Consider the following 17062-nt stretch of genomic DNA (forward strand, 5'->3'; position numbering starts at 1 on the left):
CGAAAGGAGCATACTCATGGACGTCAAACCGTTAACCAGCAAGCGCAATATCAGTCTAGGCACACGCGGGTTATCACGCCAAGGCTGGGTCACCGGTATCCTGATGGTGCTGCCGTATACGATCTTTTTCCTGCTATTCTCCTTGTTTCCGATTCTATACGGATTGCGGGTTAGCTTTTACGATTGGTCGCTGCTGGGTGACCGTACCTTTATCGGCTTGAGCAATTACGTGACGATTCTACAGGATGAGGAATTTCTAGGGAATCTGCGCAATACCGTCTTGTTTACACTGGTCAGCGTGCCGCTCGTGAGCGGCATCGGCTTGCTGCTGGCTGTACTGGTGCATCAGATTCGGCGCGGGCAGGCATTCTTTCGATCAGCGGTATTTATGCCCTATGTGCTGTCCGTATCGGTTATCTCTAGCATCTGGGTGATCTTTTTGCAGCCGTATAGCGGATTGTTCAATCGCATGCTGCATGCGCTCGGATTGATCAATAGTGAGATTTTCTGGTTATCTGATCCGCTGCTAGCGTGGGCGTCGATTGTAATGTCGACCGTATGGTGGACGGTAGGCTTTGTGTTTGTATTATTTCTGGCAGGCTTGCAGGATATTCCGGCGGCGTATTATGAAGCTGGCGAGATTGAGGGCGCGAATCGTTGGCAGGCATTTTGGTATATTACCTTTCCATCGCTATCACGCATTACGATTCTGGTCATTGTGCTGCAAACAATCGCCTCGTTCAAAATCTTCGGTCAATCCAAGCTCATTACCGGCGGTGGTCCGGCAGGTGCGACGAAGACAGTCGTCTTTTCCATTTATGAGAATGGATTTCAGACATTTCAAATGGGCTACGCATCAGCGATTGCATTCGTACTCATGATTGTCATTATGGTGATCTCACTGCTGCAGACATTGATTCTGCGCAGATACCAGTAAAGGGGGGCATGAGATGACAACGATGGATCGTGCATATGTCGTGGTGAGTCGGATTGTGGCGGTACTGCTGGCGCTATTCTTCCTACTGCCAATTGTCTGGATGCTAGTGCTGTCGCTTACACCGGAGGGACAGGATCTATTCTCTGGCAATGTCCAGTTTTCCTTTGCCAATTATGAAAAGGTACTGAGTCAAGCGCCGATCTTTGGCTGGATGGGCAACAGTCTGATCGTATCGGTGATTACGACCACGCTCGTGCTGCTGTTCTCATCGCTAGCGGCGTATGCGTTCTCGCGGATTTCGTTTCCCGGCAGCAAATGGCTGTTTCTTCTGTTTCTGTCCGGTATGATGATTCCGGGCGAAGCGACGCTGATTCCGCTATATCTGTTTATGCGTGATCTGGGACTGCTCGGTACGCGCACCTCGCTGATCTTGCCAGCGATTGCAGGGCCGATGGGGATCTTTATTATGAAGCAATTTTTCGACGGATTGCCGAAGGATTTGGAAGAAGCAGCACGGATGGATGGCGCAGGCTTTTTCAAAATTTGGTATCGTATCTTCCTGCCGCTGTCGCGTCCGGCACTGGCAGCGCTAGGTATCTTTACCTTTATCGGCTCGTGGAATGATTATGTCTGGCCGCTAATCTCCATTTCGGATAAAGCATTTATGACGATTACACTTGGTCTGCCGATGTTCCAAAGCTCGTATGTGCAGCAGTATGCGCTGCCGATGACAGCCAACGCACTTGCCGCCATTCCGGTACTAATCGTGTTCCTGCTGTTCCAAAAGCAGATTATTAAAGGGATTGCGTTTACCGGCGGCAAGGAAGGCTGAAGCAGAGGAATATGTGAAATGTTCGCAGGTGGAGCCGACAAAGATGCAAAATCTCCATATACCGTTGGGCATCATGCAGCTTGAACTACATTTCAACAGATACTATCAACCATCGCTTTATATCGCTCAGACATATGGAATGATTCTGTTATTCATATTGCTTAGATGGGAAACGTATATCGTATTCGAAGGAGGAACTTCATCCAATGAAATATTTACAACATCCAACCGCACACAATGACCGCGACCAACGTCTGCCACGACCGGAATATCCGCGTCCGCAGCTGGTGCGGGAGGATTGGATCAATTTGAACGGAACATGGGCATTTGCTTTTGACGATGAACGACGAGGGGATGCCGAGGGCTGGCATACGGGCGGGCAAGATGCCTTTGACCGTAGCATCGAAGTGCCGTTTGCCTTTCAAAGTGAATTGAGCGGTATTGGGGAGACTGGGTTTCACGATCTGGTTTGGTATCGTCGTACCTTGGAACTGCCGACGAACTGGACGGACAAGCATGTCATTATTCATTTTGGGGCAGTTGATTATGCAGCTACCGTTTGGATTAACGGTCAATGGGCGGCAGCGCATGAAGGCGGACATACGCCGTTTCAGGCGGATATTACAGCGCTACTGCAAAAGGAAGGCACGAACGAAATCGTGGTGCGTTGTGAGGATTTTAGCCGTGATGTGACGCTGCCGCGCGGCAAGCAGTATTGGCTGGAAGACTCAGCAAGCATCTTTTACACTCGGACGACCGGCATCTGGCAAAGTGTATGGCTGGAAGCGGTAGAGCCATACCATTTGCAGCGACTGCGCCTGACCCCGGATATTGATCGCAACGAGATTCGGATCGGGCTGACCTATACGTCGGAAACGGGACGCGCGCTACATAACGGTTCCTTTCAGGTGCGATTAACGGTAGATTTTGATGGCAAAAATATGACGACCGACGAGTTTGCCTTGCATGGTGTGGAGCAGTTCCGCGCTATCGGGCTGAATGATTTTAATGATCATACGCAAGGACGTTGGTGGAGCGCTGATCGACCGAATCTGTATGATTTGCGTGTGGAGCTGTTGCACGATGGTAAAGTCGTGGATACAGTGGACAGCTACTTCGGCATGCGCAAAGTATCGATTGATAACAGTCGGTTTTATCTGAATAATCGCTCTGAATTTTTGCGACTGGTACTGGATCAGGGATATTTTCCAGATGGGATTTTGACCCCGCCATCGGATGAAGCTATATTGCGAGATATTGAGTTGACGCAGCAGATGGGCTTCAACGGCGTACGCAAGCATCAGAAGACCGAGGACCCGCGCTTCCTATATTGGTGTGATGTAAAAGGATTAATGGTATGGGGCGAAGCTGCGAATGCGTACGATTATTCCGAGCAGTATGTGAATCGCTTTACCCGCGAGTGGCAGGAGATCGTCGAGCGCGATTATAATCATCCATCTGTGATCGTTTGGGTTCCACTCAATGAGAGTTGGGGCATTCCGAATGCGTTGGTGGATCAGCGGCAGCAGCAGCATGGGCTGGCGATGTATCATTTGACCCGTTCACTAGATGAGATGCGTCCGGTCATTTACAACGATGGCTGGGAAATGATGAAAACTGACATCGTGGCGATTCATGATTATGCGTGGGAAGAACAGGTGCTGGAAGAACGGTACGCTGATGTGGAAACTGCTGTCAACGCAACGCCGGGCAACCGCCATATCTTCGTCGGTGGTGCCGAATACGAAGGTCAGCCGATTATGATTACCGAATTTGGCGGCATCGCTTATCAGAAAGGCGAGCAGGAAGGCTGGGGATATTCCGGTGCAGAGACTGATGACGATTATCTGAAACGGCTGCAAGCTGTCATTCGTCCGCTGTACGGCTCGCCGATTGTGCGCGGATTCTGTTATACCCAGTTGACGGATGTGGAGCAGGAGATTAACGGCTTGTTGACCTACGATCGTCAGCCCAAAGTTCCGCTGGAGCAGATTCGGCGGATTGTACTGAATCAAGGATAGAATGTGTAATGATGCGAGAATGATTATGCAAACTTAGACTGAATGAATACCAATTGATTGATTTTGTACCTAACAAAGAACCTGAATGTGTATAGAGGAATGTATATCTTTTGCCATGAATACACGCATAAACAAGTGATGGTTATGCAGTGATTCTGATGGGGAGAAGTATGCAATCTGTATACCATTTCAGGTTCTTTTTGCATGTACAAAGCTATACAATAAAATAATACCTGTCTATTTTACATAAAAAAGGGAACCGTTTGGCGTTGTGCTCAGTCTACATAGAGAAGGCTCAAAGAGAGAAAGAAGGAAGGGGATATTGTGAACGATAGGGAGCTGTTTGAAACGTACCGAGAATCGGTCTATCGGTATTGTTTGTATATGACCGGCAATGCTGCTGATGCTGAGGATATGTGTCAGGAGGTATTTATCAAGGCATTGCTGGCGAAGCGAGATCATATTGCGCATGAAAAGGCATGGTTACTGCGCATTGCCGCTAACGAATGCCATACTCAATTTACTCGGCGCAATAACAGGAAGCGGCGGGAGCAAAAAGCCTTTACGTTGCATCTGCCACTGCTGTCCGGCAAATCGGTGGAAAAGCAGATTGAGCAGGGGGAGACGGTAGACGAATTTACAGCACTGCTTAATCGCTTGGCGGTACCGCTGCGTGAAGTGCTGCTGCTGTATTATATGGGCGAATGCAGTACGACCGAGACGGCGGAGATTTTGAATGTTCCAGTAGGTACGGTCAAATCCAGACTCCATCGTGCGCTGAAAAAGCTGCGCAAATATTCGACCCATTTCACCGACGATCCTCAGAAAGGAAGTGACATTCATGCCAAAATGGGATGAGCAGACGATCAAACGGCATCTCGATAAGGAGCCGGAGCATACGCCAGATTATGAAGCGATGTGGAGCCGTATCCAATGGGAAGCGGACAATCGTCGCTCTGGTTGGAGTCGAGATGATGAGCCGGAGATGAAGCTTGTGGAATCGCGCAAACGTAGTAAGAGAATAGCTATTGTCGCTCTGAGTGCAGTCGCGGCGGTCAGTATTGGTGTATGGAACTGGCAGTATCCGGGGCAATCTGTAGGAATCCCTGCTTCGATCCCAGTGCAGGCATCCACTAGTTCTCCTATTTCATTAAAAGCGATCCCGGATATTGCCCAACCTATTCACACGCAGGTATTGCAACAAGGGGTAGGTCTCTCTATTCAGCAAGCTCAATTGCATTTCGATAGTGACATTGGTAATCGTGCAACGTTTCAGTTGCAGTTAGCTGGGGTCGATCCGCTCGACTTTACATTTGCCACGTTTGCCAAAGCATCGATCATTGATATGCAAACGAACAAAGCCACGTATAGTAGCCTAATGGGATTTCAAAAGGATCAAGATGTAACGACAGACGAACAATTTCAATTAAGTCGCTCAGTCACACAAGCAGATCAGCAAAGTTATGTGATCAAGCTTCAAGACCTATATTTGATTCAACGTAAGCATACAGCGCTTCCGGCGAACATTCAATTGAACAAGAAATATGATGTGCAAGCAGGTCAATTATGGTCGCTCTCTTTTCAGAAGTATGAATGGTCCAACGATAATAAAAAGCTAACTGTTCGATATACCTCAGATAAAGATATGACTCATATCCCAGAGGTTACCATCGCATTGCAAGGATATACTAACATCGGTAACTATCTGAGACTCCAAGATAGCCTAGAGAATCAATCGATTTCGAAATCAATGCAGATGGGCAACAATGGTAAACGCATCGTACAGGAGTTTGAGTTCAAGCAACCATTAACCCAGAAGGAACGCGATAGTGTTCGTTTGTATTTTGATTATGGCTTGCTGACTCAACAAATAAAAGGAACATGGCGCATTCCATTTACCGTCCATTCAGAGTGACTGAACAAGGGACGCTGAGCATGCTTCAGCGACAATATGCAACTTTTTCCACATTAGCGAAGTCTAATCCTATGGACTTCAAAAATATGGAAAGGAAGATGGATATTGAAAAAGATAAACATGCTCTGGATCATTCCTGCATTGGCGATGGTGATTGGATTTCTACCTGCCTTGCCTGCACAAGCACAAGCAGCAACCACATTAACCATCATTACACCAACTGGAGAAAAGCTGGACGGCGGTACCTTACTCATCACCAAAGGAAAGCTCATGCTTCCGCTGCGTCAGCTTGCTAAAGCTACCAACTCTCAATTTCACGTAGCTTCTAATGGCAAAGTCACACTAGCACCATGGGCAGGCGAGGTGTATACCTTCAAGCTTGGTCAAGGAGAATACAAGTTTAATCAGCAACAGGGAACTTCACAGATGTCTGCCCCTGTACAGAAGATGAATGGGCAAGTCTATATTCCCGCAGCTTTTATTCAATATTTAGGCTACAACTATACTTATAACAAGCCAACATTGACGATTCAATTGCCATTGAGTGCGAAGCAACGACAGATTTTGTACAAGGGTGATTTGGCAGCGGCACGCGAACTGATCACGAGTGGGGGGCTACCGATCCCTATCCCGGGGAATCATAGTTTGCGACAGCCATTACAAGTCAAATCTGACGGGGAAAGTCTGGATCGTGAATATTTATTCCCAGAGGGGGAAGCGCTGCGTTTTTATTATGTGTATGGAGATACGATTTCCTTTGTCGAATTTAAAAATGACTTCCCCGTTATTACATGGCAGGCGCATGGATTAAGTGCCGCTACAGGCGACTTTCACACGATGAATGATCTGCTTACATTTCAATTAAAGGATAAATGGGGCAATATTCCACTAAAGAATCAGAACTTTTTATATTATATAAACGGTGGTTGGGGAGATAGCAATTTGAGGGAATCGGGTATTCTTCATGCCGATAATAGCTTTCATCGAACAGGCAGAGTATATATCGTAGGCGGCGGAATTTCCGATCAATCAGGTACGATTTCGTATACGTTACCAAATGAAAAACGAACGGATGCCCGCTCCTACTAAGCAATCCCATTAGAAACAACGATAAGTATGGCCACAAATATCATAGCGTGAAACCAAACCAACCGCCCTTCGCAATACATTGCCGAAGGGCGGTTGGTTTCAGTTGAGCGCTTTTTTATCACATCGGATTGTTCTCAGAGGTATCGTGTTTCCATCGACCGAAAAAGGCTTGTAGCTGTTCTGCCAATAGCGCTGGTTGCTCCAACGAAGCAAAGTGCCCGCCACGAGCCGCATGTTCCCAATACACAATAGGCTACACACGCTCTGCCCACTCTCTTGGCGGCATAGGCAGTTCTTTCGGGAATAATGTCACACCCGTAGGCACAGTAACACCCTCACCCTCAGCAAAACGCAATGGATAAAATGAATATCCAATTCATCAATAGTAGTCGTAAACTGCGGAAAGCTATTTAGCCACTGTTCTTGCTTACGCCAGTCATATTCGTTCACCCAATACTCCACTAAACGCTGCATAAAATGAAGATCAGCACCTAAGGACCACGGGTCACCATGAAACGTAGACGGCCATTTGGTACGTAGTAATCTGTCCTTCAGATCATCGATTTGGTGCTGAGCAATATCAATAGTAAAAGGCTGCCTTCCCAAACACGTCCTTCAATAGAATTGAAATACTTTGCTGAGACGTACACTGCACATGTTTCCAAGGTGTTATGACAGCATAAACATATTTACCATCGTATGATATGCCCAAATAAGAAGCGCATCAAATCACGATCAGGAAAGATACGCAAGGAAGGGAACAAGGAATGCTAGTTATCCATTCACTCTGACAAAAATGGAACCGGTTCTAAATGAAGTTGTCTTGCGTGGCGATGTGCCGTATACTGTCAAAGTTATACGTTATCTAGCATGAAGAATCTGCACAAGTACGTGCATAGTGAACCATTGGCAAAGGAGGGATGTGTATGCGGCAGGAGGATCGTCATTCCCCAGCTGCCAAGCGGCGCGAACGGAGCCGACATATGCAGGAGTTGGCGACCCAATTGATTGAACAGTCCGGCGGCTTGCCTAATGTGCAGGAAGTACTGCACTGCACGACCCGTATTCGTCTGCGACTACATCGTCCTGAATTGGCGAATCATTCCGCTCTTGCCGAGATTCCAGAGGTACACAATGTATGTCAGGTCGGCACACAGTTGCAAATGATTGTAGGACCAGAGCTGACGTTTCGACTGCATCGGCAGATTGAGCGCCAAATGCAGCATATGTCTGATCCGTTGCTGGCTGGTGGCACTCAGACGAATATACAGAACGAACAGAATGAAGCCCAACAAACGATACAGCAACCGAACATGCTGGAGCAAACAGAGCAGATGGGACAGACGCCACTGCGTCATCCACAACGTATGGCAGAGCAATTACTGTCTGCATCCGATGAACCGTTTGTAACTGAACAGTCGCCCTTTGCGTCAATCGCTACTTCTGATCAAACAATCGAGAAGTCGCCTTCTGCCAGACGTTCGCTGACTACGCGTATAGTGGATGCGGTATCGTTCTTTTCCGACATTATCGTACCAATGATTCCTATCTTTGTGGCAGCAGGTATATTGCTTGGACTGGTTAGTCTGCTGCAATTCCTCGGCTGGGCGTCAGTGGATACACTTTGGTTCCGGCTGCTGCAATTGCTGACCGGCTCGATTTTTCAGATTATTAGCGTGATGTTTGGCTATTATGCTGCCAAACGCTTTGGCGGTACGCCTGTATTGGGAGCCGTATTGGGCATGTTGATGTCTAGACCTGAGATTGTTGGCAGTAACGGTATGCCGCCATCGGTTATTTCGTCATTTGGTCTAGTAGCACTGCCGCAGTTCAGTTATCAGGGGACTGCGATTCCAGTTATCGTGGCTGCCATGTTGATGGCGATGCTGGAAATTCGCTTGCGCCGCGTCATTCCCAATTCTGTGCATGTACTAGTCATTCCGGTATTATCGCTGCTTGGCGGAAGCATTCTGGCACTGTTCGTGATCGGTCCGCTCTCTGGCTGGCTCGGTCATTGGTGTGCTGCATTGCTGAAGCATCTATACGCATACGGTGGCACTTGGTTTGGACTGGTGCTGGGCGGGGCGTATAGCAGTATTGTGCTGACAGGGCTGCATCAGAGCTTGCAGGCGATTGAAGCAGGCTTAATCTCCAATCCAGATATTGCAGTAAATTTTCTGCTACCGATCTGGTCAATGGCAAATGTGGCGCAGGGTGGTGCTGGACTAGCGGTATATTTGCGCACTCGCGACTCTATGCTGCGTAAGGCGGCACTGCCTGGTGCATTGATTGCCTTTCTCGGCATTACGGAACCGGTAGCGCTTGGCGTCAATCTAAAGCTGGTGCGTCCGTTTATTGCAGCGGCGGCTGGCGGTGCGGTCGGTGGTGCTTATATCGGCTGGCATCATGTCGTTGCCAGCTCCTTCGGCTTGACGGGGATTCCGATGCTGGCATTTATTATTCCGTTTGGCTGGTCCAATTTTATTCATTATATGACCGGTTTTGTGCTGGCGACAGGTACGGCATTTGTGCTGACCTTGCTGCTGGGCAGAAGCGGGCATTCATCATAAGGTATTGTGGAGGTGGATGACATGAAAATCAAAAAGATTCTGAACAACAACGCTGTCATCGTCGACGATCAAGGACAGGAGAAAATTGTAATGGGCGGCGGCATATCGTTTGAAAAAGGTAAAAACGATGTCGTTGATCCTAGTCGCATTGAGAAAGTATTCATTTTGGAGGATCAGGAGCGGTACGGCTATTTGCAGGAAATGCTGCAAAAGCTGCCGGAAGAGGAAATCGCCGTGTCGGAGCATATTATTTCCTATGCCGAGCGAGAGCTGCATGTATCCTTTAATGAGCATATTCATATTGCGCTGACTGATCATCTGTCGCATGCGCTGGAGCGGTTGCGCAGTGGCATGATCATTCATAATACCCTGCTGGAGGAAATACGGATTCTGTATCCAGCAGAATTCCGTATTGGCTTATATGCTCGCGAGCTCATCGCTACTCGGCTACAGGTTGATATTCCAGAGGATGAAGTCGGTTATATCGCTATGCACATTCATACGGCTGTGATGAATGCAGGCTCTGGTGCCACTTCCTCTGGTCTGGCATCGCTCATTCGCGATATGGTGGAAGATATTGAATACGTGCTGAATCAACCGTTAGATCGCAAATCAGCAGCTTATGAGCGCTTGATCAGCCAATTGAAAAGTATACTGCAATCCTCGGTCGACGGTCATCCTGCTGCGGAGTTGGATGAGGAGATCATCGTCATCGCCCGCGACAAGTATGCGAATTGGTATGAGCATGTGCAGGAGATGACAGATCATGCAGAGGATGAATATGGATATACTTGCACCGATAGTCAGCGTGTGTTGATCGCCATTGAGCTGCAACGTTTACAGGAGAGGTTAGGTCATCCAGCCCGTTGACACCCTCTAAGAATAAAGATGCTGACGATAAAAATGGACGAATTTGGCTCAAATCAAGTGTGATCAACAACATATATTACTGGCGACACAGTTCTATATACCTGTCATATGGTCTAAGTAGAACTATCCATTTTCCAATCTACTCTGGATAAAAAGTAGCAAAATTGTAACTTTTAAAAACAATTTGTAACCTTTGAAACTGTGAAAATATAACTAAAAATAATGAATATATATGAAAATTTGCAAGAAAAGTCGTTTGTATCTTATTGCTAAATTGGTTCATTTTCTCTATAGTCCTCTCATGAATAAGCGGTATAGAATAGGTGTCAGCAACAGCATATCCGGGTGTGTTACTGGTAAAGCAGGCAAGACCTAAAAAACTCCGACTGGGGGATTTCTACGTCGTATGACGTGGTATCCAGTTAGGGATTTTTAGGTCTTTTTGTGTTTTCTGGTCCTCCGGCATTCCATATTTCGAAAGGGAGTTAGAATAATGAACATGAATCAATGGTACAAAAAGGCGGCAGCCGTTACTGTGGCGGCAGCGCTGCTGGCAGGCGGCACAACGACATTTGCCAGTGGCAATGGGCAGGATTACAAAGGCGGTTCGCATACACGTCCGACACATCCTGTGCCGGAAAACCCAACTCTTCCATCGGTGATTGACGATACATATGGCTTCTCGCATATCACCCGTTTTGATGCACTGAAAATTCCTAAGCAGCAACAGCAATCGCAATTCCAAGTCCCTGCATTCAATAAGGACGAGATTCGCAATATCCCATCCGCAGTGGGTAAGGATGCTAACGGCAATACGATTAATCTGGACGTATGGGATACATGGCCGCTGCAAAATGCAGATGGTACGGTTGCCAACTACAATGGCTATGAGATCGTATTCGGTCTAGCTGGCGATCCGAAAGTATCGTCCGACACATTCATCTATCTATTTTATAAAAAAGCAGATGACCAATCGCTGGATGCTTGGAAAAATGCAGGTCGTGTCTTCAAAGACACGGACAAGCTCGTGCCAAATGACTGGATTCTTAATCATCAATCCGAAGAATGGTCTGGATCGGCAACGATGACTAAGGATGGCAAGGTACGCCTGTTCTACACGAACCGTCATCCGTGGGATGCAGATCAAGGTTTCTACGGCAAACAGACGCTTACAACCGCACAGGTGAATGTATCCCAGCCGAGCGACGGTACACTGAAAGTGGACGGCGTAGAGGATTTCAAATCGATCTTCGATGGCGATGGCAAGATGTACCAGACAGTCAATCAGGCATTCAGCGCTGGTGATTACTCCGATAACCATACGCTGCGTGACCCGCACTATGTCGAGGACAACGGTCACAAGTATCTTGTATTTGAAGCCAATACTGGTTCCGAGACAGGCTATCAGGGCGACGAGATGTTTTACAATAAAGCGTACTATGGCGGCAGTGACGCGTTCTTCAATAGTGAACGTGAGAAGCTGTTGAACAGCCCCAACAAAGATTATATGGCTATCGCCAACGGAGCGCTCGGCATTATCGAACTGAATGATGATTATTCGCTGAAAAGAGTGATGAAGCCGCTCATCGCATCTAACACTGTAACGGATGAGATCGAACGCGCCAACATTTTCAAAATGAATGGTAAATGGTATCTGTTCACCGATACACGCGGTGCCAAAATGTTCCTTGACGGTGTCGATGCAGAAGACATTTACATGCTCGGCTATGTGTCCAATTCGATCGATGGTCCGTACAAGCCGCTAAATGACAGTGGACTGGTGCTGCATCAGGATCTGAATCCGCGTGATGTGACATGGACCTATGCACACTTCGCGATTCCGCAGGTGAAAGGCAATAAAGTCGTTATTACAAGTTATATGACCAACCGTGGCTATTTTGCTAATCAGCAGTCTACCTTTGCTCCAAGTTTTGAAGTAGCTATTCATGGGAACAATACATCGGTTGTGCCGAACAGTACGTTGAATCAAGGTCAAGTAACAGCGAAATAACGACCATACATTTTAAATGAAGTGGATCGAATGAACATGGGAGGATCAGTATCCCGTGGGCAAGATCAGGAATACAGGGGGAGAAAGTCGGTGCAGTAGCGCCACTTTCTGTTCCCTTGTTCCATTTGTATCGCATATATGATCAAACCAATACAGGATAGCAGAGAGGAGATCGTACCTATGAAGCATCCAGATAACCGTCAAACATCGAGATCGAACACCCTGCGCAGGTGGATATGGCCGCTGGGCTTGACCGGAGTAATCGCTGTTGGCACAGCAGCGTGCTACGAATTACAGCCTGATACACCATCGACACCAGCACAAGCAGAAGCCAGCAGCCAGAACGGTGAAGCGGGTATAAATAATCAACAAAGTACAGGAAGTTCCGCTTATCCGCAAAGCCCATCCAATGGAACAAACCAGCAGAGTGCAGAAGCCCAATTATCCACTAACGGACAGCAAATCAACGGCTATCGTTCGAACTACCATTTCACTGTACCGGATAAATGGAAAAATGATCCCCAGCGTCCGGTCTATGCTAATGGCAAATATCATTACTATTATTTGTATAACAAGGACTATCCGAACGGTAATGGCACCGAATGGCGTCATGCTACTTCTACCGATCTCGTACACTGGCAGGATCACGGCGTAGCGATTCCGAAGTATACGAGCGCCAACGGTGATCCATGGTCAGGCTCGGTTGTAGTGGATACGAATAATACTGCTGGTCTGGGTAAGAATACGATGGTCGCGATCGTGACCCAGCCTTCCGCCAATGGTGGCGCCCAGGAGCAGTATCTATGGTATAGCAAGGATGGGGGCAATACGTTTAAGGCATACGGCAATAAGCCCATTTTGTCCAATCCCGGCAATGCCGATTTTCGTGATCCGAAGCTAGTCTGGGATCGGCAGTCGAAACGCTGGATTATGCTGATGGCAGAGGGCAATCGTATCGGCTTTTATACGTCCAAGAACTTGAAAAGCTGGCGCTATGTCAGCGACTTTGTAGCCGACAATATCGGTACACTGGAATGCCCTGATCTATACCGCATGCGGGCATCGAATGGCACATATAAATGGGTGCTTGGCGTCAGTGCCAACGGTCGCGCATCCGGTCAACCGAATACGTATGCGTATTGGATCGGTACCTTTAACGGACTGGGTTTCAAAGCGGATGATACAAAACCGCAATGGCTTGATTACGGCTTTGACTGGTATGCGGCAGTGACCTTTGAAGATGGCACCAGCAGCAAGCCGTACGATCATCGCTATGCGCTTGCATGGATGAATAACTGGGACTACGCGAACAATACGCCGACTCTGCAAGATGGATATAACGGCACCGACTCCATGGTACGTCAGATTCAATTGAAACAGTCGTCCAACGGCTATACATTGTTATCCCAGCCGATTCGCGGATTGTCCCAATTCGTCACTGCTACCCAGCAGATTCCCCGAATAGAAGTAGACGGAAAATACAAGCTAGATGTCAAAGGCTCATCTTATCAGCTGGACGCCGACATCTCATGGTCCGATTTGAAAAATGCAGGTTTTCAGCTGCGACGTTCTCCAGATGGATCGCGGCATGTAGATGCGGGTGTGTTCGTGGAAGGCGGTTATACGTATGTCAATCGCTCCTATACAGGGCATCCTGACGATAACAACAATCTACTGGAAAGTCGCGCTCCTTTTGATTCGTCCAACAAAAAGGTACATCTGAAACTATTGGTTGATAAAACAAGTGTGGAAATGTTCGTGGATGGTGGGCAGGTGACGCTTTCTAATCTGGTATTCCCGAAGCCGGGCGATCAAGGCATTGCGCTGTATAGCGAAGGTGGTAAAGCGGTGTTTGATCATGTTGTCATCAAATATCTCGGCAAATAGAGCGGCTACATCGTCAGCCGCTCTGCTCCACACACCTAATAAATTGTTCAAAATCAGGCAGCTGCTCCTCAATCATCTCTTCCAAAATCTCTACCTGCACTGCCTGATAATCGTGCATAGCGATATTGCGAAAACCAACCATCGCCTTCAGACTGCGATTGAGCGCAGTGTCGATGATGCCGCTACGCTGCAACAGATCAAACGCATCCCGACTGCTTTGCGGAACACCAAGTTTATTCTCAGAAATGAGATGCATCGCCAGATCAAGACAACCTTCACAGGCACGCTGTAAATTCAGAATAATCGAATCCTGCCGTGTAAAATTGTACAGATTGTCGACATTTCCTTCATATTCTTCATGAATCCGCTGCACACATCGACGAATGGTAGCGGATTTGTTCAATATAATATCTCGATTCACGGTAAAAGCTCCTCCTGTAGAAACTGCTGAATATCCATCAGCAGCTACTTGTCTATCATTTTTAGGATGCTCGACTACTGCATCCTTATGGGATTCTACTGGCAAAATAAAGCTAGACTTCTTCGCAATATCCGTCATCATCGACTGTGACTGTGACTGTGACTGTGACTGTGACTGTGACTGTGACTGTGACTGTGACTGTGACTGTGACTGTGACTGTGGTGGCAACAGGGTGTCGATCACCAGTTGTCTGCGCTCACCTAGCAGCGCATAATCGCGATAAGCTGTGATCCATGCCAGCGGTCGAACAAGCATATTCTGCTCATATAACACGACTGCCGTTGTAGCAATTTGCAATTGAAAGACCGTACTGGCACTAGCAAAATCGATCAAATCCACATCTCGCCCCAGCCAATCCGCTAACTCCTGTGCAAGCATATACCGCCGATACGTCGATAAAGGTCGATGATGCGGTGATGCCATATACACCAGATCGATATCGCTATCCGCTCGCAACTCCCCGCGTGCCGCAGACCCAATCAGCAAGATCAGCTCCGCATCGCACTGTTCACGCAGCCGTTGAATGATCGGCTGTATCATCTCAGAAGACAGGTGCATGAACAACACCTCCTAACTGTACCATGTCCAATTTTTACAACTATACCATACTTTCATAATCATCCCCTATGGAGTGCTTTGTAGCAAATCAGCATGAATATGAAGGTGCGACCGATGATCAACTCCTGTGAATCGTCCAAAATAACAACGTCAAATTTGACTTGCGCCGCATCATCACGTTAAATATAAGCGTCACCCCTGTGCAGCGTACGAATATCCATCGCATAAAATCAGACATCATTTGGTATACCACCAAGCCAATGTATACCCATGCTGCCCATTCAGAATGATCCATGCCATGTGTACACACCAAGAAAAAAGATCATCTATAGCCATCCACTGTATCAACCTAGCCATCAATCTATCAGCCCAACATTAACCATATCAGCCTATACATACAAACGTAAATACAAACGTAAATACAAACGGAATACATATAGATCACACAGGCGTTCTTGCGACAAGCACAATGAAATGGAGGGGCAACTTTGGGAATGCTTTATGCGGATAAACGCAGTACAACGTCATGGATGATGTACGATTGGGCAAATTCGGCGTATGCGACAACAATACTGGCAGCGGTGATGCCAGTATTTTACAGCTCGGTCGCTGCTTCGACACTGGATAAAACAACAGCCGCATCGTATCTCGGCTATACGCATGCGATTGGCATGCTATGTGTGGCTTTACTATCGCCACTGCTGGGTGCAGTATCAGATGTAGCAGGCAATAAAGGACGGTTTTTGTTTGTCTTTTCGCTGATCGGCATTGGGGCAACGATTGTTTTTAGTACGATTGGTACAGGAGATTGGCTGTTGGCTTCGATTTTGTTGATTATATCGACGATTGGGTTTGCGGGCAGCAATGCTTTTTACGATGCGTTATTGCCAGATATGGTGCCGCGTGGGCAGCGTGAATCGGTATCGGCGCGTGGATATGCGTATGGTTATATTGGCGGTGGGCTGATGCTAGCAATCAATCTGCTGATGATTCAGCAGCCGCAATGGTTCGGTTTGCCAGATACATTGGCAGGAACACGTCTTTCCTTTATCACGGTAGGCATTTGGTGGTTGGTATTTGCCATTCCATTGTTCCGAGTAAGCGGTGCATGGTCGAAGCGCCGGGAAACGGCTCCGGTGATGAGTACGGCAGGTTATTTGCGCGAAGGTATGCGTAATATCAAGACTAGTTTGCGTGGGATTCGCCGTTACCCAGAGCTGGTCAAGCTACTGGCGGCGTTCTGGTTTTTCAATGATGGCATCAATACAATTATTCTGATGGCAACAGTATATGGGGCGACGATTGGAATTGGTACGACTGACTTGATGCTGGCGTTGCTGATGACACAGTTTATCGGGTTTCCGAGTACGTTGCTGTTTGGCAGACTGGGTACTGTGTATGGAGCCAAGCAGTTGTTGATGGTATCGCTATCGGTATATTTGGTGATTGTGATCTTGGGATACTTTATGACCACCTCTTGGCATTTTTATATGTTGGCAGCGTTAGTAGGATTAGTGCAGGGAGGCAGTCAGGCGTTGGCTCGCTCGTTATTTAGTGATCTTATTCCACCGCAGCGCACAGGCGAGTATTTTGGCTTGATCAATGTTACTGGCAAATTCGCTTCGATCTTTGGACCTTTTCTGTTTGGATTGGTAGGGCAGCTGACTGGCTCGGCTCGATACGGTATTTTGTCGTTGTTGTTCTTTTTCATCATAGGAATGGGACTGCTGTTATTCGTACGGGTAGAGCAGGGACGGGAGCAGGCTTTGCAAAAGATGGAAAAAAATTGAAACGGTCGTGCCAAGGTTTACGTATTGGTATATAACTGGAAATGATCTTGCTTATTTCAAGTAATCGTAATTATGGTAGGAATGTAGAAGAATTACGTTTT

Annotated in this window: 14 protein-coding genes; 11 read left to right on the plus strand and 3 right to left on the minus strand. The window is 47.4% G+C overall.

Going from position 1 to position 17062, the window contains the following annotated elements; translation table 11 throughout:
* The first annotated feature begins 16 nt into the window (after positions 1–16).
* The 6 genes from ABXR35_RS03335 to ABXR35_RS03360 all read left to right on the plus strand — a co-directional run bounded on the left by ABXR35_RS03335 (position 17) and on the right by ABXR35_RS03360 (position 6794).
* The gene (locus ABXR35_RS03335; RefSeq protein ID WP_367055401.1) at positions 17–937 is read left to right on the plus strand and encodes a carbohydrate ABC transporter permease; all 921 of its coding nucleotides are present in this window, start codon (positions 17–19) and stop codon (positions 935–937) included.
* 13 nt (positions 938–950) lie between these two features.
* The gene (locus ABXR35_RS03340; RefSeq protein WP_367055404.1) at positions 951–1769 is read left to right on the plus strand and encodes a carbohydrate ABC transporter permease; all 819 of its coding nucleotides are present in this window, start codon (positions 951–953) and stop codon (positions 1767–1769) included.
* A 206-nt stretch (positions 1770–1975) separates the two neighbouring features.
* Complete coding sequence (locus tag ABXR35_RS03345) at positions 1976–3790, plus strand: glycoside hydrolase family 2 protein (RefSeq protein WP_367055407.1); 1815 nt, start codon at positions 1976–1978, stop codon at positions 3788–3790.
* Between the two features lie 324 nt (positions 3791–4114).
* The gene (locus ABXR35_RS03350) at positions 4115–4648 is read left to right on the plus strand and encodes an RNA polymerase sigma factor (RefSeq protein ID WP_367055409.1); all 534 of its coding nucleotides are present in this window, start codon (positions 4115–4117) and stop codon (positions 4646–4648) included.
* Positions 4632–5705, plus strand: a complete 1074-nt coding sequence (locus ABXR35_RS03355; protein ID WP_367055412.1) for a hypothetical protein — start codon at positions 4632–4634, stop codon at positions 5703–5705. The genes ABXR35_RS03350 and ABXR35_RS03355 overlap by 17 nt, the downstream gene beginning before the upstream one ends.
* Before the next feature lie 105 nt (positions 5706–5810).
* A complete protein-coding gene (locus ABXR35_RS03360; protein ID WP_367055415.1) occupies positions 5811–6794 on the plus strand; it encodes a stalk domain-containing protein in 984 nt (327 codons plus the stop codon).
* A 118-nt stretch (positions 6795–6912) separates the two neighbouring features.
* On the opposite strand, the gene ABXR35_RS03365 is transcribed toward ABXR35_RS03360, so the two are convergent.
* Together ABXR35_RS03365 and ABXR35_RS03370 are read right to left on the minus strand one after the other, a co-directional pair.
* Positions 6913–7041 (minus strand): hypothetical protein, encoded by a 129-nt coding sequence (locus tag ABXR35_RS03365; protein WP_367055418.1) that lies wholly within the window; start codon positions 7039–7041, stop codon positions 6913–6915.
* A 62-nt stretch (positions 7042–7103) separates the two neighbouring features.
* Positions 7104–7400 (minus strand): epoxide hydrolase N-terminal domain-containing protein, encoded by a 297-nt coding sequence (locus ABXR35_RS03370; protein WP_367055421.1) that lies wholly within the window; start codon positions 7398–7400, stop codon positions 7104–7106.
* Between the two features lie 320 nt (positions 7401–7720).
* Between ABXR35_RS03370 and ABXR35_RS03375 the strand changes: the two genes are divergently transcribed.
* From ABXR35_RS03375 to ABXR35_RS03390, 4 genes are all read left to right on the plus strand, one after another.
* The gene (locus tag ABXR35_RS03375) at positions 7721–9364 is read left to right on the plus strand and encodes a PTS transporter subunit EIIC (RefSeq protein WP_367055423.1); all 1644 of its coding nucleotides are present in this window, start codon (positions 7721–7723) and stop codon (positions 9362–9364) included.
* A gap of 21 nt (positions 9365–9385) precedes the next feature.
* Positions 9386–10234: a PRD domain-containing protein gene (locus ABXR35_RS03380; RefSeq protein ID WP_367055426.1), complete on the plus strand. Its 849-nt coding sequence runs from the start codon at positions 9386–9388 to the stop codon at positions 10232–10234.
* A gap of 493 nt (positions 10235–10727) precedes the next feature.
* Positions 10728–12245, plus strand: a complete 1518-nt coding sequence (locus tag ABXR35_RS03385; RefSeq protein ID WP_367055429.1) for a levansucrase — start codon at positions 10728–10730, stop codon at positions 12243–12245.
* Positions 12246–12425: 180 nt separating this feature from the next.
* Positions 12426–14132 carry a glycoside hydrolase family 32 protein gene (locus ABXR35_RS03390; RefSeq protein WP_367055432.1) on the plus strand — a complete coding sequence of 569 codons (1707 nt, stop codon included), beginning with the start codon at positions 12426–12428 and terminating at the stop codon, positions 14130–14132.
* A 13-nt stretch (positions 14133–14145) separates the two neighbouring features.
* Here ABXR35_RS03390 and hepT read toward each other — a convergent pair whose 3' ends face one another.
* Entirely contained in the window at positions 14146–15171 is a 1026-nt protein-coding gene (gene hepT, locus ABXR35_RS03395; protein WP_367055435.1) for a type VII toxin-antitoxin system HepT family RNase toxin, read from the minus strand.
* A gap of 494 nt (positions 15172–15665) precedes the next feature.
* Here hepT and ABXR35_RS03400 point away from each other — a divergent pair, with 494 nt between their 5' ends.
* Complete coding sequence (locus ABXR35_RS03400) at positions 15666–16961, plus strand: MFS transporter (protein WP_367061142.1); 1296 nt, start codon at positions 15666–15668, stop codon at positions 16959–16961.
* Positions 16962–17062: the final 101 nt, after the last annotated feature.

Source organism: Paenibacillus sp. JQZ6Y-1, from assembly GCF_040719145.1.
Classification (GTDB): Bacteria; Bacillota; Bacilli; order Paenibacillales; family Paenibacillaceae; genus Saccharibacillus; species Saccharibacillus kandeliae.